The sequence below is a fragment of the Nocardia pseudovaccinii genome (assembly GCF_050942345.1).
In the GTDB taxonomy this organism is placed as follows: Bacteria; Actinomycetota; Actinomycetes; order Mycobacteriales; family Mycobacteriaceae; genus Nocardia; species Nocardia pseudovaccinii.
Genome location: NZ_CP192074.1, coordinates 9,594,869 through 9,612,294, shown reverse-complemented (window position 1 = coordinate 9,612,294; position 17,426 = coordinate 9,594,869). Strand labels below are relative to the sequence as shown.

General features: G+C 65.6%; 19 protein-coding genes. 11 read left to right on the top strand and 8 right to left on the bottom strand.

Features of this window, described 5'->3' with window-relative positions; all coding sequences use genetic code 11:
* Nucleotides 1–19 precede the first annotated feature (19 nt).
* Nucleotides 20–328: a putative quinol monooxygenase gene (locus tag ACQPZ2_RS43100; RefSeq protein WP_433523574.1), complete on the top strand. Its 309-nt coding sequence runs from the start codon at nt 20–22 to the stop codon at nt 326–328.
* Here the strand turns inward: ACQPZ2_RS43100 and ACQPZ2_RS43095 are convergent.
* Nucleotides 325–1,533, bottom strand: coding sequence for a helix-turn-helix domain-containing protein (locus ACQPZ2_RS43095; protein WP_433523573.1), 1,209 nt, complete (start codon nt 1,531–1,533; stop codon nt 325–327). The two genes, ACQPZ2_RS43100 and ACQPZ2_RS43095, sit on opposite strands and share 4 nt — an antisense overlap.
* A gap of 177 nt (nt 1,534–1,710) precedes the next feature.
* Between ACQPZ2_RS43095 and ACQPZ2_RS43090 the strand changes: the two genes are divergently transcribed.
* From ACQPZ2_RS43090 to ACQPZ2_RS43070, 5 genes are all read left to right on the top strand, one after another.
* Nucleotides 1,711–1,959, top strand: coding sequence for a hypothetical protein (locus ACQPZ2_RS43090; RefSeq protein WP_433523572.1), 249 nt, complete (start codon nt 1,711–1,713; stop codon nt 1,957–1,959).
* A complete protein-coding gene (locus ACQPZ2_RS43085; RefSeq protein ID WP_433523571.1) occupies nt 1,956–2,453 on the top strand; it encodes a hypothetical protein in 498 nt (165 codons plus the stop codon). The genes ACQPZ2_RS43090 and ACQPZ2_RS43085 overlap by 4 nt, the downstream gene beginning before the upstream one ends.
* Nucleotides 2,454–2,500: 47 nt before the next feature.
* Nucleotides 2,501–2,773, top strand: coding sequence for a hypothetical protein (locus ACQPZ2_RS43080; protein ID WP_433523570.1), 273 nt, complete (start codon nt 2,501–2,503; stop codon nt 2,771–2,773).
* Nucleotides 2,774–2,843: 70 nt separating this feature from the next.
* Nucleotides 2,844–3,272, top strand: a complete 429-nt coding sequence (locus ACQPZ2_RS43075) for a hypothetical protein (RefSeq protein WP_433523569.1) — start codon at nt 2,844–2,846, stop codon at nt 3,270–3,272.
* An 11-nt stretch (nt 3,273–3,283) separates the two neighbouring features.
* Nucleotides 3,284–3,568: a hypothetical protein gene (locus ACQPZ2_RS43070; protein WP_433523568.1), complete on the top strand. Its 285-nt coding sequence runs from the start codon at nt 3,284–3,286 to the stop codon at nt 3,566–3,568.
* A 235-nt stretch (nt 3,569–3,803) separates the two neighbouring features.
* Here the strand turns inward: ACQPZ2_RS43070 and ACQPZ2_RS43065 are convergent, their stop codons facing one another.
* From ACQPZ2_RS43065 to ACQPZ2_RS43050, 4 genes are read right to left on the bottom strand one after another with little or no spacing between them, the layout of a single operon-like run.
* A complete protein-coding gene (locus ACQPZ2_RS43065) occupies nt 3,804–5,069 on the bottom strand; it encodes a CHAT domain-containing protein (RefSeq protein WP_433523567.1) in 1,266 nt (421 codons plus the stop codon).
* Nucleotides 5,066–6,601 (bottom strand): tetratricopeptide repeat protein, encoded by a 1,536-nt coding sequence (locus tag ACQPZ2_RS43060; protein ID WP_433523566.1) that lies wholly within the window; start codon nt 6,599–6,601, stop codon nt 5,066–5,068. The genes ACQPZ2_RS43065 and ACQPZ2_RS43060 overlap by 4 nt, the downstream gene beginning before the upstream one ends.
* Nucleotides 6,601–7,632, bottom strand: a complete 1,032-nt coding sequence (locus ACQPZ2_RS43055; protein WP_433523565.1) for a hypothetical protein — start codon at nt 7,630–7,632, stop codon at nt 6,601–6,603. Before ACQPZ2_RS43055 ends, ACQPZ2_RS43060 begins: the two co-directional genes overlap by 1 nt.
* Entirely contained in the window at nt 7,632–8,951 is a 1,320-nt protein-coding gene (locus tag ACQPZ2_RS43050; RefSeq protein ID WP_433527687.1) for a hypothetical protein, read from the bottom strand. Before ACQPZ2_RS43050 ends, ACQPZ2_RS43055 begins: the two co-directional genes overlap by 1 nt.
* Nucleotides 8,952–9,097: 146 nt before the next feature.
* On the opposite strand from ACQPZ2_RS43050, the gene ACQPZ2_RS43045 reads away from it, so the two are divergent.
* Complete coding sequence (locus ACQPZ2_RS43045) at nt 9,098–9,640, top strand: lipoprotein LpqH (protein ID WP_433523564.1); 543 nt, start codon at nt 9,098–9,100, stop codon at nt 9,638–9,640.
* Nucleotides 9,641–9,803: 163 nt separating this feature from the next.
* Entirely contained in the window at nt 9,804–10,619 is an 816-nt protein-coding gene (locus ACQPZ2_RS43040; RefSeq protein WP_433523563.1) for a hypothetical protein, read from the top strand.
* Between the two features lie 57 nt (nt 10,620–10,676).
* On the opposite strand, the gene ACQPZ2_RS43035 is transcribed toward ACQPZ2_RS43040, so the two are convergent.
* The gene (locus tag ACQPZ2_RS43035) at nt 10,677–10,922 is read right to left on the bottom strand and encodes a hypothetical protein (protein WP_433523562.1); all 246 of its coding nucleotides are present in this window, start codon (nt 10,920–10,922) and stop codon (nt 10,677–10,679) included.
* A 259-nt stretch (nt 10,923–11,181) separates the two neighbouring features.
* Between ACQPZ2_RS43035 and ACQPZ2_RS43030 the strand changes: the two genes are divergently transcribed.
* Nucleotides 11,182–13,251: a PhoX family protein gene (locus ACQPZ2_RS43030; protein ID WP_433523561.1), complete on the top strand. Its 2,070-nt coding sequence runs from the start codon at nt 11,182–11,184 to the stop codon at nt 13,249–13,251.
* 66 nt (nt 13,252–13,317) lie between these two features.
* On the opposite strand, the gene ACQPZ2_RS43025 is transcribed toward ACQPZ2_RS43030, so the two are convergent.
* Nucleotides 13,318–13,977 carry a glycoside hydrolase family 25 protein gene (locus tag ACQPZ2_RS43025; protein ID WP_433527686.1) on the bottom strand — a complete coding sequence of 220 codons (660 nt, stop codon included), beginning with the start codon at nt 13,975–13,977 and terminating at the stop codon, nt 13,318–13,320.
* 203 nt (nt 13,978–14,180) lie between these two features.
* Nucleotides 14,181–15,518 (bottom strand): glucosylglycerate hydrolase, encoded by a 1,338-nt coding sequence (ggh, locus tag ACQPZ2_RS43020; protein ID WP_357481901.1) that lies wholly within the window; start codon nt 15,516–15,518, stop codon nt 14,181–14,183.
* A 200-nt stretch (nt 15,519–15,718) separates the two neighbouring features.
* On the opposite strand from ggh, the gene ACQPZ2_RS43015 reads away from it, so the two are divergent.
* A complete protein-coding gene (locus ACQPZ2_RS43015; protein WP_433523560.1) occupies nt 15,719–16,414 on the top strand; it encodes an SDR family oxidoreductase in 696 nt (231 codons plus the stop codon).
* A 192-nt stretch (nt 16,415–16,606) separates the two neighbouring features.
* Complete coding sequence (locus tag ACQPZ2_RS43010) at nt 16,607–17,377, top strand: polysaccharide deacetylase family protein (protein ID WP_433527685.1); 771 nt, start codon at nt 16,607–16,609, stop codon at nt 17,375–17,377.
* The last annotated feature ends 49 nt before the right edge of the window (nt 17,378–17,426 follow it).

Below are 17,426 nucleotides of genomic sequence, written 5' to 3'. Positions count from 1 at the left end.
CCACTGCTACGGTCGTGCCATGTTCGCTCTTGTGGTGAAGTTCGACTTGTTCGACCAGGACGCGGCCGACGCGTTCGACCAACTCGTCGCCGACACCGTTCAGCAGATCATCGAACACGAAACCGGCACGCTGGTTTACGCAACGCACACCGTCGCCGATGCACCGTTGTCGAGGATCTTCTACGAGGTTTACGCCGATCGCGATGCTTTCGAAGAACACGAACGGCAGCCGCATACGCGTGCGTTCCTTAACCAGCGCGAAGATTTCGTCGAGTCGTTCCGCGTCGAGTTTCTGGCTCCGGCCGTCGCGAAGGGCCTGCCCGCCTAGAGTCGCTGGGCAATACCGCACCATATGGCGAACCCGTGCACGCTGTCGACGGCGCGGGCCTCAGCGCGAGCGAGCGCTCGGGCGGTCTCGTGAACCATTGGGTTGTAGCGGGTTTGCGCCGGTGCGATCGACTTCGCAGTGAGCAGCGCGTCGAACGCACGACGGCGGTCACCGTGAAGTAGGTAGGCGCGCGACAGGTCGATGTAGTGATGGCCTGCACGCTCCTTCGGTGTGTCGGCGGGGAGCACCAGAGCGCGGGCGCGGTTGAGCGCCTCCGTACCGTCCATCGCTTCGACTGCTAGCGCGACCGACCATATACCGACGTTCGTCGGGCCGAAGCTGAGGACCCGGTCGCGGTCGTCGCCAAGTCGTTCGGCAGTGGCTCGAGCCTCGTAGAGATGGTCGTCCGCCAGGCTACGGCGGCCAGACCGTGACGCGGCCAGGCCGGATTGCAGGTGCAGGCCACCCCATGCAATCAGGTCGTCACGGTGGCCGACGCCGAGCCTGGGCTCGATATCGCCGCGGCATCGCTCGAGGAAGCTGAGCGCAGCTGTCCAATCACCGCCAGAAGTGAGCAGCGCTGCGCGCTGAAACTGGGCTGTTGCCTTCCATAGCGGGTTGTCGGCTTCGGCTGCGGCCCATGCGATTCGATCGACGGCGAGCGCAGCGAGGTCGGAGTAGCCGAGCTTGTGCGCCAGTGAGTGCGCGGAGTAGTACAGCTCGCACAGCATCACCAAAGCATGATTGCGGTCGACGCCGGTAGCATGGTGCACGGCGGCGCGCAGTTCGCCGAGCAAACCAGGCAGGTACTCGCCAAGCTTGTGGAAGCTAGCCGCCCGCCGCCAGGTGCACACTTTGTCGACTTCGGCGGCGAGTTGCGTAAGGGGGCGAAGCTCGGCCACAGCGGCATTGTCGATGTCGTAGGCGGCCAGCTCAGTACGAAGCACGGCAATCGCAGAGTGCACTTCGGTGTCCGGGCCGGGCGCCGGCGCGTACGGCTGCCCTGTCAGGTCGGTCACCGACAGGCGCAAGGCTTTCGACACGGCACCGAGAAACGCGGGCGTTGCTGGCGCTCGGCGCTGTTCGACAGAGCGGACGAGCGCCGTCGACACGTTCGCTTTCTCGGCCAGCTGCTTTTGCGTGAGTCCCGCCAAACGTCGAGCCTCGCCGACCCGGGCCGCTACTGCCGCGCGATCTGCGCTCATGGTCACCACCGTTTCATTGAACGCCGTGCCAAGTCCGTAGTGCCAAGAGTACGAAAATCTTTCGCACTTCACAGTCGGAAGCTGCGCCATCGTTCTAGACACACCACGCCGCCGGGTCGAGCCTCATCCCCGGCGGCGTGGTGGTCAGCGGTCCGAACCAGACGCCGGGGGAATCCCATGGCTAAACCAGAAATTGCCGCCCTGATAGCTCGCGACGACGAGCTGCTCGACCGGTCCGTGCTGCCGCTTGGCTGGCCACACGAGGCACCCGAGCGGCCGTTCAGCATCGACCAGGCACACCACGCGATGCAGCGGCACGCCTCATGCCCGCTCGACTCCTGCGCCCGTAAGCGCACCGCGCACAAGGTGCTCGTCGAGGCCGGTCACATCGTGCCCGACCCGCGCAACTCGAAGAACCTTCCGTGACCGGCGAGGTTGCCCGGCTCGGCGGGCACGACGACGACCAGAACCACCACGCTGCGGCGTGGCTGCAACGCGATTCGCAACTGCCGCAACGCGATCCGTTTACCGGGCCGCCAGCAACCTATAGCGGCGCACCGGCCGATGTGGTCGAGCTATTCGCGGATGCCATCCGCCAATGGGGAGAACTGCCGCAAGCGAAGCCGTGCCCCCGCTGCACCTACGAGGACGCCGAGCCAGCTACCGGCATTTGCCGCTACTGCACGGCCGCGATCGAGCGCGGAGGCGCTGCCGCGCTTGTCGCGATGCGTGACGCCAACGCCACAACCGATCGCCCGGCGGGCTGGTTGCAGCGCGACGACGGATCGTGGGCGCCTGTCGACGATCACGGGTTCATCGGCCAGTCGTTCGCATTCGAATTGGATGACCATCACGAGATCGACGAACACGCTGTGATCACCGTCGAACCAATCTCGATCTACGACACGGAGGTCGACTAGCCGTGTCGACGACTGGACTTGTATGCGCAACCGTCGCAGGGGTTTTGATGTTGGGCGCCGTGGTCTTCTACCTGCTGCCGTACCTCATCGACCGCCCCGTGCATCTCGACGGTGAGCGCCGCAGCACGGAAATACTCGCGCGCATCGCTCGCGACGCGTGCCACCGTGCACCGCGCCATCCGTACAGCGTCGAGGAAGCGCGCCGCGTATTCCGTGCGCGGATCAACTGCGACGCCGACGCATGCGGCGCAAAACACGACGCGTTCTGGACCCTTGTCGACGCGGGAGTGCTCCGACCCCGCGCATATGTCGAGCAGTAGGGCGCCTGGTTCGAGCCAGTTCTGATCTCTCCCGTGGGGTACGGGAGCAGTAGGTAATGGAGGGATATCTATGAGATTCAACGTGATTCGGGCGGCCGTCACGGTCGTCGCTGTCAGCGCCGCACTACTCGGCGGACAGACGCTCACCACCACGCCGGTCACGCAGGCCGGTGGCGGTGTATGCACCTTCGCCTTCAACAAGAACCCGTACGTGCTGCACGACGCTGTCGTCGTAGGCGGAGTAGTGGAGTGCGAGCCAGCCCCTCTCCAGTTCCGCATAGAGTTGCGGCTATGGCATCGGTCAGGCACCAGCAACCCGCAGCCGAAGGGGGACCCCGCCATTGTCACGCAGATCCCTAACCTGCACCTCAACGTCGCTGCGATGGCGTTGGACTGCGTACCCGGCGTGTGGCAGGGCAAGATTGTCATGCGGGCGACCTGGGACACCGGGACCGATGAGGGCCGCAACGAGACCGCGCCCACCTTCCTCCAGTGCTAAGTTGACACCTGATGAAGCTGCTCCATATCAGTAGCGGCCCTGCCACGTGGTCGAGTCGCTGGTTCTTGTTGCGCCGCAATCTGTACTACCGGTTTCGTCATGTCTCCCGCGAGCCCGGCTACACCGGTGAGAACCAGTGGAGTCCTCACCGCGAATACGGCGGCTGGGTCATCCGTCCGGACAGCGGGTGGCGGCGGATCCGCTGGATAACCCCGCCTCTGCACTACACGCGCGCCATCCCCGCTGACGACATGTACGCCGTCGGCAGTTGGATGCTGGAGAAGCTGGAGAAGTAAGGCCGGTAAACCGGATACAGCGAATCCCGCCCTGCCTCCGAATCAATAGACGTGGGGCGCATTATTCGTCGGCCATGGCGTCGGTACCTGCGCGCTCGGGTCACCGACCAACATCGGCATCACCTCGTCGAGCGGTGGCATCGATGAGCCTGACCCACAGGTATCCACGCACACCGTGACCGTCATCCACCCGCCTCATCATGGAACACCTCCTCGCCCATCGGACGTAGTCGCCTCAGGTACGGACGGTGGCGAAGGCGGACCAGAGGAGGGGGGAGTATTCGATGGCGTGGGTGGTGCGCCAGGCGGTCAGGCGAGATCGTTGCCAGGTGGCGAGGGCGGTTACCGGGTCCGGGTGTTCGTGGGCGGCGTCGATGGCACAGATGGCGTCTTGCAGGGGGTGGGCTTCGGGGGGTGCACCGGCGAGGCGTTGGAAGGCGAAGTCGGTGGGGAGCGGCCAGCGGCTGGCGGTGACCAGTTCGGCGCCGCCGTTGATCATGGCGGTGACCAGGCCGAGGGCCTCGCTGAAGCGCATATCGCCGCCGCTTTCGCAGGCGATCAGCGCGACTCGGCTCGGAATGGGCCAGAGTTGTGGTCCGGCAACGGGATCGGTGGTCAGGGTGTGGGTGCCGAGCAGTAGGTCCTTGGCCGAGAGTGGGCGGTGGGCTCGGACGGGGGCGGCGAAGCCGATGGATTCGGCGTCGCAGGCGAGGTGTAATTCGGAGGCTTCGCTCTGGCCGGATTCGGGGGCTGCGGCGGTTACGTGCCCTACATAGGTCAGGCGGCTGGCACCGCCATGTAGCGCTTCGCTCAACCAGCTGCGATCGATATCCGTGCGGCGGAAGGCGTCGATCGGATCATCGACCGCGGGCAGTAGTCGGCCCTGGGCCGAATATTCGGCAACCCGTTGGGCGAGTGGAGCTTTGGGGTCCATGCGGCCGAGGACGGAGCCGAGCGCCGAATCGGCGCGAAAGCCCGGGACGCGCGGGTCGAGTACCGCCACCACCGGCAATGCACTCGTCTCGGACCAGGTGCGCGCCGTGCGGTCCGGACCGTGCACAATGCTGGCGGGAGCGAGCAGACTGATATCGGCGATATCCACCAGGCGCAGTTCCGGGCCGGGAGCGATGATCTCCCACGGAATCTGAGCTACCCGGGGCGAGGGTTGCAGCCGAATATGCGGACGCACCCCCCGTACGTGCAGGTCGTACAACTGCACCGCCAGGCCATAGGGCAGCAATGCGCGGGAAAGCGACCGCGCGACAAGATATTCCGCGTCGTACGACGCGAAAGCGCCGGTGGTCATGGCATATTCGAGTCCGCCGGGCAGCGCCGGATTCGGCAGCGCCCGCGCGAACTGCTCGACGGCATCGGTGATCGCATCCCCGGGCAGCATGCTCGCACCCTGGGCGTATTCGTTACGCAACCAGCGCCACGACATGTACAGATCGCCCGCATCCGCCATCCGCACAATGACGGTCGGTTGTTCCGAGAGGGTCATGCGGGCAGCACCCGGCTGTCCCGCACCGGATGCCCGTACCGCAGCTCGGCGGCCTCGATATACCCGGCCAACGCGATATGTCCGTCCGGTGCGACGGCCACCCGCGGCGGTGGCACCACCGGCAGTCCGGCGCTCGCCGCGACCGAGGCCAGCGCCGTGCCCAACTGCGGTGCCGACCCACTCTGCGGCCCGGTCCCGACCTGTACCGTGGGTTGCGCCGGCTCAGCCGGTGGATCGAATAGTTCGAGCGGCAGCCGCGGCGGCGCGCCGACAGCCGATCTGGCGATATCCAATGTCGTACCCGCGCACTGTGTTTCGATGAGGTCAACGATCAGCGGACCATTGCCGGACAGATAGGCGAACCGGAATGCCATCCGCATTGCCGGATCGGCGATCTGGCGGTTCCATTTCTCGCGTTGATTGCCATTGGGCAGGGTGTAGCGCACGGCATCGATGGCCAGCGCCGACGGCACCGCGAGACCGATCGCTCGCCCCAGTAACTCGGCATCCGGGGATTCGGCCGCCTCGATGACCGACTCCAGCAGTGCGGCATGCCAGAAATCGATTTGGGCACAGTGCAATCCGAGACCGCGCTCGGCATACGCGGCGAAGGCCTCGCCGATGAGGGCCTCGCCCTCGCCGTATTGTCCGTTCGAGTACGCCACGGTCGCCAGGCGCACCCGCACATCGGCGTCATCGAGCACCGCACCGGATTCTCGAAAATAGTCGAGGCTGCGGCGATAGAGCTGGTGCGCCGCATCGGTATCGCCACGGCCCTCGGCGAGAAAACCCATGGTCTTGAGCCCGACGCCCGCGCGATATCCGAGTTCGGCGCGCTCGAAATACTCCTGGCTGGACCGCAGCGGCGGTTCCGCCTCGTCGAACCGATCCAACCTGACGTACATGACGGCCAGATTCTGTTCCGTCTCGGCGACGGCATTGCGATCACCGGCGGTATCGAAGGCCGCCAGCGCCTGGCCCATGAAGTCGACGGCCAGTTCGCGCCGTCCGGTCTCGAAGTAGATCCCGCCGAGCGTCGAGAGCGGATGTCCGGCCAGGTGCGGCGCGAAACGCACTGCCGCATCCAATGATTCGGTGGCGAGTTCGATGGCGTAGGCCCAGCTCTGGCGATGGAATGCGACCGCGGTCAGCGATAGCAGGCAGGCTACCCGCTGCATGCTCTCGTCATTGTGTTCGGTGAGCAGTGCGCGCGCCTGCTCCAGCGCCTCCTGCGCACCATCGAGATCGCCGACGTGCTGCAATGCCTGGGAGAGGTTGATCAGTGCGGCGGGCCGCTTTTCGATCGCGTCCGCGGGCATCTCCGCGAGCGCCTCGCGGAACATGACGATCGCCCCGGCATGATCGCCGAGTTCATCGGACATGCTCGCCGCATTGACCAGTGCGCTGACCCGCAGGCCATCCGCGCTGGTCCTTGCGATTTCCTCGAACAGTCGCCTGGCCTCGGCGACATCGCCGCGCTGATAGGCGGCCGCTCCTTCGGCGAGTCGCTCGCGACCGTCATCCGCGGGCATCAGAAGTCCGAATCCGATGCGGCGGCTGCGATTTCGGCAAGAAGGGGTGCATCGACCGCATCGTCCGCGGCGGTAGCCCGACGCAGCCGTGCGGCCGCGAGCTCACGAATCCGTCGCCGGATCTCGGGACCACCCAGCTCGGGTGCGCCGGGCGCACCGACGCCGGGCACGTAGACATCCACCGTAGAAACGGAATCGGATGGTGTGGTGGCCGCGCCGGTCCACAGATCGCCGACCAGATCCAGTTCGACCTCGGCGGTGCCGACGGGTGTGGTGATGAGGGCGCGCGGGTGCAGGTGTGCCGGTGCGTCCGAACCCAATTGGGGCGCGGCTACCGCGGTGACGCGGACCGTCGTGGTGCCCGAACTTCGGGTCGATTCCCAGGACACCGCCCGTTCGGACGCGTCGATGAGGCCGGGCGGGCATCGCTGCCAATCCCATCCGCCCGTGCCGTGACCGAGCGACAGCGCCCCGGCCGGACGATCGGCCCCGCCACCGGCGGCGAGCGCATAATCCTCCGCACGAGTAGGTATTTCGACAAAAAGAGGCAACTCATCGTCTGAGCCCGGCTCGTCATCACCGAGGAGCGGTTCGCACTGCGTGCGCAGTGTCGCTATCTCCTGGTCCAGCAGCAGATCGTCGAGCGGAGTGATGCCGTCGATCGTCGATGCGGGCCACCAGCGCGCGGCCCAATACGCGAACCCGAGCCGCCAGGCAGCGGCCACCAGATTCGGCACCGCGGGGTCGGCTACGTCGGTGAATTCGGTGCCACCGCTCTCGGTGTCGGCGATGGCAATGGCAATCCGTTCGCCGTACACCGCCCACAACCAGTCCTGAGCGAGCTCGACGTCATCGATCACGGCCGCCGGAATCGTCTGTCCGGCAAGCAGACTCCACGACAGATGACCGCCGACCACCTCCAGCACCATCGCATCGATCGCCGCGGCGCCGTCCGATACCGTCGGCGCTCCGTCAGGTGCGATGATCCAGATTCCGTCTCCGGCCGGTTCCATCCGCACGATCCCGCTCATCAGCTCGCCCTCGATTCCGCCGGATCCGACTCGGTGACCAGGGAACTCACACTCAGCGCCTGTTTGACCCGCATACGATGGTCCAGCATGACCGAGCGCGCCACACCGTCGAGCAGATCCCACAGCTCGTCCGGCTCGTAGACGCCGAACTCCCTGACATCGCGTCCGTGCAGGCGAACCCACAGCCGCCGCAGATATGGCCGCCACGGTGTGCGCAACTCGGTCGCGATGGCCGCCAGCGGGCCACTCGGCATTTCGATATCGGTGCGCACCGCGAGCCGCCGGGCCTGCAGGACGTATGCCTCCCGCTGCCAGCGGCCATTGATGACCCGATGCGCCGCGGTTTCGGCCGCCGCCGACTCCGCGCCATGCACTGCGATCGGCCGCAACCCGAGCGCGAGCGCGGCCCCCGCCGTCGCCGCGACTCGTAGTGATTCATCCAAAAGTGCCCAGGGCGAGCAACTTCGGGCGATCTCCGTGGTCACCAATTCCGGAATGGGCGGCAGTTCGGCCCGTTCACTCGACGCCTGCAGCACGGTGAATACGCGCTCGTAGATGGTGCGATCGAACGGCAGTCCGAGACTGGCCTTCGAGGCCGACGAACCGAGCGCGGGCGGCTGCGGAATCGACACCGCGGTCAGCCCCAGCTGATGTGCCGTCGGCTCGAAGCTGTTGTCCCATAGTCGGATTCCGCCGTGCGTCCCGGCATGGGTGGCGACGAGCTGATCGAATGTCCGCTGCCCGTCGGCGCTGCGACCGTCACGCGCCGCAGCCGCATCGAGCAGCGCCGCGAACAGTTCGGCGTGCTCTCCGGTCGGACCGCCCACCGGACGTCGTCCCCACGCGATATCGATCAATGAGCCGAGTTCGGCAGTCCGCGCACCCGCGGTGATGAACTCCTTGAGCGCCTGTGTGGTGCGCCCCGCCGCGAATTCATGGACGTCGCGCAGTGTCGCCTCGGCGGTCGCCCGGTCCCGGTCCGGATCCGGCATACCCGATGTGGTGGCGAGTTCGAAGGCACGCTGGAAATACAGATCCTGCGGATTGCCCTCGGTGATCCGCAGGGCCCGCCGGACCTGTTTGAGCAGGGAAAACCAGGCCGCAGTCGCGCGCAGCACGTCGGCGGCGGCATGGATTCGAGTCGCGAGCAGAACCGCGCCGTCGGCGGTGAGGATCGGGCCCGCGCACAGCGGATTCTGCACGGGGCGAATGACCAGTGGATCCAGGATGAGCTTCACGGTCCGCCGCAGCGGCCCGCCGTGGGGTCCACTGAGCGGTTCGACGCCCTCGAGTCGGCGCCAAACCTCGTCCAGCACCATCGCGCGCGGCCGTCGCATTCGACCAGGTTAACGGAACTTCCTCCGTTTCAGACTCCGAAAAACCTGGGATCGGTAGGGCGCGTTCGATTCCTACCTTTCTCGTATCGGCCCAACACCGGAGCCGAACGAAGCAAAAGGAACAGATCATGAACACCAAGCCGGTCCGCATCTCCGCCGCCGCCCTCGCCGCCTCGGCCGCCGCCTTCGCCCTCTTCGTCACCGGATGCAGTGACGACTCGGGCAGCTCGCCGACCACCTCGGCCAAGCCGGGCACCTCGGCCGCCCCGGCGCCGGCGTCGGGCAAGTCGACCGCTTCGGTCGACGGCAAGGCGCTCGACGGCAAGTTCGACACCACCTGCGCCAAGCAGGGCGGCACCCTCGCCCTCGCGCTCAGCGACACCAATAACGCCACCTACGGCACCCTGAGCGTGAGTGCCTCCATCACCGGCACCGACAACGTCCAGGCGGTCGCGGTCGCGGGCAGCAAGGGTGGCGCCAACGGCCTGCCCTACGCCCTCGGCTTCGGCAACGGCATGCCCGGCGGTTCGGCCAAGGTCGTCAAGGACGGCAACACCTACAAGGTCACCGGTGAGGGCGTCGGCGCGCCCGACCTCGCCAATCCGACCGCAAGCCCGAAGAGCTCGAAATTCGACATCACCTTCGCCTGCTCCACCGTGGTCGGCGGCTGACCCGCACCATGACAAACCCGCTCACGGCTCCGCCTCGCTGACGCTCGGCTCCGGCCGTGCGCGGACGCGCGCTGTGTCTTCAGTTCGCTCGCTGGCGCTCGCTCACGCCCCTTGATATGAGGGGCGTGAGCGGGGCAAACCTCTTCATACACAAGGGAACATCATGAAAAATATCGCCCGCTCGCTCGCCGCCGCCTTCCTCGTCCTCTCGATCGGCTACTACCTCTGGCACGGCCTCACCTACACCAGCTACGGTCCCTTCGACGACGGCACGCTCGCCTGGGTCGGACCGCAGATGGCGCTGCCGCTCATTGCCCTGACCATCGTCCCGATCGTCTTCGTCTTCACCGGAGATGGCATCGGCGAGGGCATCATGGCGGCCTTCACCGGCAACAACAGCTCGGCCTTCCGTGATGGTCTGGTCGGCATCGGCACCATCAAGTCCTTCCGCCAGACCGGGCTGACCGTCAATGATCAGCCGCAGATCCGCATCGACTTCAGCGTCGAGGGCGTCGACGGCAAGATCTTCCACTCGCACGCCAAAATGATCGTCCCGCTCACCGAACTCGCCCTGCTGCAGCCCGGTGTCGTGCTGCCGGTGCGCTATCTGCCCGATCGCACCGACAAGGTCGAGGTGGACCGCTCCGGCGATATGTCGGCAGCCCAGCGCGCCATGAACGAATCCATGATCCGAAAGGGCTTCACCACCAAGGCCAAACTCGATATCGCCGAGCGCGGCATTACCGCTCAGGCCGTCGTGCAATCGCTTGCGGTGCCCGGCGAAATTCGCAACGGGTATTCCAAGATCGAGCTCGGCCTGGTCGTGACCCGGCCCGACGGAACGACGTTCACCGCGAGCGTGGACAAGTTCCTGCCGCCCGCCAGCGTGGCCCAGGTGCAGGTCGGCCGGATCATCCAGGTGCACTATCTGCCGGAGAACGAACAAGAGGTCGTGATCGCACTGCAGGTCAATGCGTAGCCCCGGCACAGAATATTGCTCTCGTTCATCACCGAACGGGAGCAATATTTGTTTGCGTCAGAAGACGCGGTGGCTGAAGAAGCTGTGCTGGCAGGTGGGGCGCTTGCAGACCGCACCACCGCCCGGGATGAAGCCGACACAGGTGGGGTGGGTACACCTGTTGCAGCCGCCGTCGCCGTCTTCGCCCATATGGTCGTGGTCGACGAGTACGACGCGGGCCTCGGCCACCGCGCCCGCGAGAATCGAATCGAGATAGTCCAGCGCCTTCGAGGTGAGCTGGGGTTTTCCTCCGGACAAGGTCATCGCACCACTCCTCACTCTGTACTCATGTCCTTGATCCCGATCTTCCTCCCGCGAGGGGATTCGCACACGAGTAGCGCGGTACACAAATTGAGGGTCACCTAATTGGTCGGTCGTTCATCTGACTGTTTCCTGTGGATTGCCTGAGCGGCTTACGGTGCGCCGGTCGGCACTAATGTCAGGAGTTCATCGTGAGCGAGCGAACCGTAAGCAGAGGCCACCTCGGTGGCACGACGGAGCCGAGCGCTAGCGAGGCGCAGTCGTGACACCGAAGCCCCTTGCCCTGTTCGTGAAGCGGGACGGCCAGCCGAAGCGCTCGGCCATCACCTGTCAGTACAAATGCGGCAACGCCTGCTTCCACGACGTTCCGAACACTTCCGAGAACGAATACTTCGGCGATATGGTGCGCGCGGCGCTGACGCGGCGCGGCATGTTGAAGGGCAGTGCGGGGGTCGTGGTCGCGGTCGGCGCGGCCGGTGTGCTCGCGGCCTGCGGAGACGACAAGGTCGAATTGGCGGCGGGCGGCTCGCTGGTCGACGGTGTGCCGGTCGGCACCAACTTCGAACCCGTCGCGGCGAATTCCGATGACGCACTGGTCATTCCGGAAGGCTACGAGCACAATGTCGTGATCCGCTGGGGCGACCCGCTGTTCGCCGACGCGCCGAAGTTCGACGCGAATGCCCAGTCCGCGGCCACGCAGGCCGAACAGTTCGGCTTCAACAACGACTTCGCCGCGCTACTGCCCATCGAAGGGCAGGCGAATACCTACCTGCTGGTGGTGAATCACGAGTACACCACCGAACCGCAGATGTTCAAGGGCTACAACAAGGAAGAGCCCGCACTTGAGCACTACCAGACCGCCATTGCCGCGCACGGTCTTTCGGTGGTCCAGGTAAGGGGCGAATCCGGAATCGGCAAGCTGACACCGGAATTCGGCAAATACAACCGTCGCATTACCGGCACCACCGAATTCACGGTCACCGGGCCAGCCGCGGGCAGCGCCTTCCTGAAGACGAGCGCCGACCCGTCCGGCGCCAAGGTGCTCGGCACCCTCAACAACTGCTCCGGCGGCCTGACCCCGTGGGGCACAGTGCTTTCCGGTGAGGAGAACATCAATCAGTACTTCGCCAACGGCGATAAGGTCACCGACGAGGCCACCAAGGCCAGGCTCAAGCGCTACGGCTTCCCGAACGGCGCCTCCGAGCGCAAGTGGGAGCGGCACGAGTCCCGTTTCGATCTGGCGAAGGAGCCCAACGAGGCCAACCGATTCGGCTGGGTCATCGAGGTGAATCCGTGGGATGCCGCGGCCGCGCCGATCAAGCACACCGCGCTCGGCCGGTTCAAGCACGAGGCCGCGACCATTCACGTCGCCAAGGACGGCACCGTGGTCGCGTATATGGGCGATGACGAGCGTTTCGACTACATGTACAAGTTCGTCTCGTCGCGAAAAGTGCAGTCCGGCAACGGCCAGGCGAGCATGCGGCACAACCTGACGATTCTGGACGCGGGCACGCTGTACGTCGCCAAATTCACCGGCGATCACCCGGACAAGATCGACGGCAATGGCACGGTGCCCTCGGATAAGGGCTTCACCGGTACCGGCCAGTGGATTCCGCTACTGGTCACCGGCGAGGACGGCAAGGCCACCTCGAAGGTGGACGGCTTCACCGCCGAAGAGGTTTCGGTATTCACCCGATTGGCTGCCGATAAGGTCGGCGCGACCAAGATGGACCGTCCTGAGGATTTCGAGGCGAATCCCAAGTCCGGCAAGGTCTATGTCGCGCTGACCTACAACGAGCAGCGCGGCGCGCAGGGCAAGCCCGCCATCGACGAGGCGAATCCGCGCAACATCAATAAATTCGGGCAGGTGCTCGAACTCGACGACGATCACGCGGGCACCACATTCACCTGGAATATCCTGATGCTGTGCGGTGATCCGAAGACCACCGACACCTACTTCGCCGGTTTCGACAAGGCCAAGGTCAGCCCGATCGCGGCACCGGACAATCTCGCCTTCGACGATTACGGCAATCTGTGGATCTCCACCGATGCCTCACGCGCCAACGGTGCCAATGACGGCCTGTTCTCGGTGGTGCTCGACGGGCCGAATCGCGGCGAGACCAAACAATTCCTGACCGTCCCGTTCGGCGCGGAGACCTGCGGTCCGACGGTGTCGGAGCAGCGGGTCACCGTGTGCGTCCAGCATCCGGGCGAGCGCGATGACGCGACCGCGGAAAAGCCCGCCTCGCATTGGCCCGATGGTGGCGATAGTCTGCCCAGACCCGCCGTTGTCTCGGTGTGGAAGAAGGGTGGCGGGCGAATCGGAGCCTAGTCGATTTCCCCGCGCAACACACGAAGCCGCTACTCGAACCTGCAGGGAGTAGCGGTTTCGTGCTGTTCAGCCCATATTGGCGTAGCGCGCGAAATCGCCTTGGGCGCCGCTGTACACGTTGACGTCGGTGCCGCCCGCGATACCGGGAATGCGGCCGCTGTCGGTGGTCTGCCAGAACGTCCAGGTCTGCCAGCCACCCGGCACTTCGGGTTGTTCGTTGCCGCGGTAGTCGGCGATCCAGAGCGGATACCTGGTGAATTCATTGGTATTCGCCATGGCCGACTTCCAGAAATTCGGATAGGTGTAGACGATCGGCACCCGTCCGGTCAGGGCCTGCACGGTATTGAGATACCGATGCGTCCAGTCGATCAGTGCGGCCGGACCGAGTCCGCCCGTACTCTCCAGATCGAGCACCGGCGGCAGATCGAGCGGCCCGTTCTGTCCGAGCACGATCGTCGCGTACAGCGCCGCCTGCGGCTCCGGCGGCAGGTTCGGTCGCGCGTAGTGATACGTCCCGCGCGCGACCCCCGCCGCCCGCATCAGCAAGCTGTCCGGCACGAAATACGGATTGACGTAATTCACGCCCTCCGTCGCCTTCAGCATGGCGAAGGCGTGCCCCGCGCTTCGCACCGCGAACCAGTCGATGAACCGGCCGTCGACATGCTGCCACGACGACACATCGGGCCCGCTCGGTTCGGCCACCGCCGTGCCCGCCGAAGTAGCCATCAGGATGCTGCCCGCCGTGATCGCGGACAACGCCAAGGCGCGAGTGGATCTCCAACAAGTACTATCCATGCTGTTCGACGATAGCGACCATTGCTTGATGTGACCAGAGTTACACCTGAGGTATTTGCGCAGCGTTCACTGGTCGCCTCTTGGAGCCGATTACATCAACAGCGGCCACCATTGCCGCGACCGGCCCGGATACGTCAGCCGAGCCAGTCCAGGACCGAGGCCGCGGTCCAGGACTGCTGCATGCTGCCGAGGGGTTCGCCGGTGAATGGTTCGTAGTACTCGGCGAAGCTGCCGTCGCTGGCTTGGCGCAGACCCTCGGCGCGGAGCATGAAGGAGCGTTCGGCCCAGCCGCGGCGGGCGAAGACCCAGGAGAACAACCAGCTCATCACCGGCCAGACCGGGCCGCGCCAGTATTCGCGGGAGCGGAAGTCCTTGGAGACCGGCGAGGTGGACGGCGGCAGGGCGTAGCGCAAGTCCGGATGACCGCAGAAGCGCGGGCCCTCGAACAGTCGCAGCAGACTGCGTTCGGTGTCGCGGGGCAGTCCGCCGCACAGCAGCGGGGCGAACATCGAGAGGGTTTCGGTGTTGATCCAGCGCTTGAGTCGCACATCGAAATCCCGGGCCGCGCCGGTGCGCGCGTCGGTAGTCGCGACCACACCCGCGCGGAAGCGCTCCGCCCACGAATACAGTTCGCGGACATCGGCATGGGGCTGCTTGTACTCCTCGCCGATATTGGCGAGAACCTCACACGCCAGCGCGAAGATCGCGGTGACGAAGACATCCTCCACCGCGAAACTCATCGTCGAGGCGAGCTGGTAGTCGTCGTATCCGGCGCGGCGCATCTGCTCGACCAGCCACAGATAGCGGTCGTATTCGCGATCGCTCGGCCGCTGCGATGTGTCCGAGACCACCAGCAGATCCTCACGCTGATACGGCGGCAGATCGCCGGGCGTCACATTCGCATAGGCCCGATCCCAGCGCGGCGAATTGTCCATCCCGGATTCCCAGCCGTGATACAGCGTGATCCGGCCGCTCTCCTTGGGGTCGCGGGCATGGGCCAGCCAGCGATGCCAGCGCACCAGATCCGGCCAGCGCCGATTCAGGAATTCCTCGGCGACCGCCCTGGTGCTGCGGCCGTGGCGGCGGGAATGGTCGAGGATGCGCTGCACCGCGATGGCGTGCACCGGCGGCTGGGTGATGCCGGAGGTGTCCGGACCGTCCGGGGCATTGGCGGCCAGCTTCTTGCACTCCCAGCGGGCCGGGCCGGGGAAGTAGCCGTCCACACCATTGGCGAAGACGATGTGCGGGATCATCCCGTTCTTCCACTGCGCCGAAAGCAGCGTGTCCAGTTCGATGACCGCGCGCTCGACACTCAGCGGGGCGAGGCCGACCGCGACGAAGGCGGCATCCCAGCTCCACATGTGCGGATACAGCCGGGGTGCGGCACTGGTCATGGTGCCCAGATCATTGCCCCGTAGCAGGTAGGCGGCGCGAGCCGCGAGCTGTGTTGGGGTGAAACCCGGGTGTGCCATCCCCCTATTTTGCGATGACACTCGCAAGTACGCCCGCTCAGTGACTCGTGTCTCGTCCTGGTGCGTCCTGGTGGCCAGCTGTTGTGTGCCGGATCTCACTCTGCATGCCCCGTCCGTGAATTCCACTTATTCGCTTTATGCATCCATCGCCGCGCGCGGGTAGTGCTACCACCCGCTTCGGTGGCCGATACGGTGACTCCATGACCTCCGCCGTGACCAGCACACCGAAGCCGACCGCGCTGATCACCGGCGCCAGCCGGGGGCTCGGCGCCGCGATCGCTCGCGAACTCGCACCGACCCACGATCTGTTGCTCGGCGCCCGCTCGGCCGAGGCGCTGCGCGCGATATTAGGCGAACTGCCCGGCGCCACCGGATGGCCGGTCGAGTTGACGGACTATTCCGCAGTGGCGGAAGCTGTTTCGCCGATTCGACGCCTGGATGTGTTGGTACACAACGCCGGTATCGCGGACCTGGATTCTATCGCCGAATCCTCGGTGCAGCAGTGGCGAAATACCTTGGAAGCCAACGTGATCGCCATCGCCGAGTTGACTCGGCTGCTACTGCCCGCATTGCGCGCGGCCAACGGTCATGTGGTGCTGATCAATTCGGGTGCGGGATTGCGGGCGAATGCGGGGTGGGCGTCTTACGCGGCGAGCAAGTTCGGCTTGCGGGCTTTCGGTGACGCGCTGCGGTTGGAGGAGCCGACGCTGCGGGTGACCTCGATCCATCCCGGCCGCATCGATACCGATATGCAGCGGGAGATCATCGCGGGCGAGGGGCGCGAGTACCACGCGGAGGAATTCCTCAGCCCGGAGACTGTCGCGGCGACCGTGCGTGCCGCGATCGACACACCGCGCGACGGCCATCCGACCGAGATCGTGCTGCGGCCCTACTGATTCGGCTCACTGTGATTTCATCCGAATGTGCGGCCGAGATGGTGTTGTTTTCTTGACATGTTGTTCCGAGGTTCAGCTCGGGGACAGTTTCACTCGGTAGCCTCGCGTCTGTTACCTGCGCGTTTGCGTCGACGGGGCGGCGGTGCGCTGATAGAGCGAAGCTAGAGGGTTCGGATCGTGGATAGACGTCGGTTGCTGACAATGCTTGCAACAGGCACCGCGCTGGCATTGACCGGCTGTGTGCGGGCCGAGGGGGAGCCGTTCAACAGTGGCTCGGCGGGCAGCGGGCCGATACTGCCCGCGCCGCTGCTGCCCCCGCCGCCGATCGGACCGAAGACGCCGATTCCGGCGCAGACCATCACCGCGCTGCCGGGCGGTGGCACCAATCTGGCGCTCACGATCGATGACGGTGCGAGTCCGGAAGTCGTCGGGGCCTACATCAAATTCGCCAGGGATACCGGCGCGCGGTTCACCTTCTTCGTGACCGCCTACTACGACTCATGGGCGATTCACCGAGATGCGTTGCGGCCCCTGATCGATTCCGGTCAGATCCAGCTCGGCAATCACACCTGGGACCACGCCGATCTGACCAAGCTGTCCGCGTCGGGCATCTCCTCGCAGCTGGAGCGGGCGAAGTCCTTCCTGCGGAACAACTTCGGTGTGGACGGCACGCCCTACTACCGCCCGCCCTTCGGTCGCCACAACGGCACGGTCGACCGGGTCGCCGCGGATCTCGGCTACACCGTGCCCACCATGTGGTACGGCTCGCTGTCGGACTCCGGTGTGATCACCGAGGATTACCTACTGGAGTGCGCGCGTAAGTATTTCAATCCGCAGACGATCATCATCGGGCACGCGAACGCGCCCGCGGTTACGCACGTCTACGGGCAGCTGGTGGACATCATCAAGGAGCGCAACCTCTCGATGGTGACCCTCAACGACGTGCTGCTGCCGCCGCGCTGACAGAACCGCGGCGCGCACGGTATCCGTCCGCCGCGCTGACAGGGCTCTG

What these genes read in the sequence shown, in the direction of transcription:
- ACQPZ2_RS43100 (WP_433523574.1), top strand. Translation starts at nt 20, where the DNA reads ATGTTCGCTCTTGTGGTGAAGTTCGACTTGTTCGACCAGGACGCGGCC.
- ACQPZ2_RS43095 (WP_433523573.1), bottom strand. Translation starts at nt 1,533, where the DNA reads ATGAGCGCAGATCGCGCGGCAGTAGCGGCCCGGGTCGGCGAGGCTCGA.
- ACQPZ2_RS43090 (WP_433523572.1), top strand. Translation starts at nt 1,711, where the DNA reads ATGGCTAAACCAGAAATTGCCGCCCTGATAGCTCGCGACGACGAGCTG.
- ACQPZ2_RS43080 (WP_433523570.1), top strand. Translation starts at nt 2,501, where the DNA reads ATGTTGGGCGCCGTGGTCTTCTACCTGCTGCCGTACCTCATCGACCGC.
- ACQPZ2_RS43075 (WP_433523569.1), top strand. Translation starts at nt 2,844, where the DNA reads ATGAGATTCAACGTGATTCGGGCGGCCGTCACGGTCGTCGCTGTCAGC.
- ACQPZ2_RS43070 (WP_433523568.1), top strand. Translation starts at nt 3,284, where the DNA reads ATGAAGCTGCTCCATATCAGTAGCGGCCCTGCCACGTGGTCGAGTCGC.
- ACQPZ2_RS43065 (WP_433523567.1), bottom strand. Translation starts at nt 5,069, where the DNA reads ATGACCCTCTCGGAACAACCGACCGTCATTGTGCGGATGGCGGATGCG.
- ACQPZ2_RS43060 (WP_433523566.1), bottom strand. Translation starts at nt 6,601, where the DNA reads ATGCCCGCGGATGACGGTCGCGAGCGACTCGCCGAAGGAGCGGCCGCC.
- ACQPZ2_RS43055 (WP_433523565.1), bottom strand. Translation starts at nt 7,632, where the DNA reads ATGAGCGGGATCGTGCGGATGGAACCGGCCGGAGACGGAATCTGGATC.
- ACQPZ2_RS43050 (WP_433527687.1), bottom strand. Translation starts at nt 8,951, where the DNA reads ATGGTGCTGGACGAGGTTTGGCGCCGACTCGAGGGCGTCGAACCGCTC.
- ACQPZ2_RS43045 (WP_433523564.1), top strand. Translation starts at nt 9,098, where the DNA reads ATGAACACCAAGCCGGTCCGCATCTCCGCCGCCGCCCTCGCCGCCTCG.
- ACQPZ2_RS43040 (WP_433523563.1), top strand. Translation starts at nt 9,804, where the DNA reads ATGAAAAATATCGCCCGCTCGCTCGCCGCCGCCTTCCTCGTCCTCTCG.
- ACQPZ2_RS43035 (WP_433523562.1), bottom strand. Translation starts at nt 10,922, where the DNA reads ATGACCTTGTCCGGAGGAAAACCCCAGCTCACCTCGAAGGCGCTGGAC.
- ACQPZ2_RS43025 (WP_433527686.1), bottom strand. Translation starts at nt 13,977, where the DNA reads ATGGCTACTTCGGCGGGCACGGCGGTGGCCGAACCGAGCGGGCCCGAT.
- ggh (WP_357481901.1), bottom strand. Translation starts at nt 15,518, where the DNA reads ATGGCACACCCGGGTTTCACCCCAACACAGCTCGCGGCTCGCGCCGCC.
- ACQPZ2_RS43015 (WP_433523560.1), top strand. Translation starts at nt 15,719, where the DNA reads ATGACCTCCGCCGTGACCAGCACACCGAAGCCGACCGCGCTGATCACC.